We start from the raw sequence: 255 nt of genomic DNA, 5'->3' as shown, positions 1-255 counted from the left end.
GCTATGACGACGGCCTGGTTTCGGCGATCGCGATCTGCGAGATGCTCGACCGCGCGCCCGGCAAGTCGATGGCCGACCTGAAGAACGCGCTGCCCAAGACCTGGTCGTCGCCGACCATGTCGCCGCACTGCGCCGACGAGGCCAAATACGGCGTGGTCGACGCCGTGGTGAAGCACTTTGAGGGTTTGCAAAAGCAGGGCGCCAAGATCGGCGGCCAGGCGATCCGCGATCTCGTCACCGTCAACGGCGTGCGCG

At 66.3% G+C, this 255-nt stretch carries 1 pseudogene; it reads left to right on the top strand.

Features of this window, described 5'->3' with window-relative positions:
* Nucleotides 1-255, top strand: a pseudogene (locus ACZYOF_RS44770) (phosphomannomutase/phosphoglucomutase); the annotation flags it as partial.

It is taken from the genome of Bradyrhizobium sp. LeoA1Lang (assembly GCF_055413685.1).
Note: the sequence above shows the minus strand (reverse complement) of the source record. Positions and strands in the feature narration are given on the sequence as shown.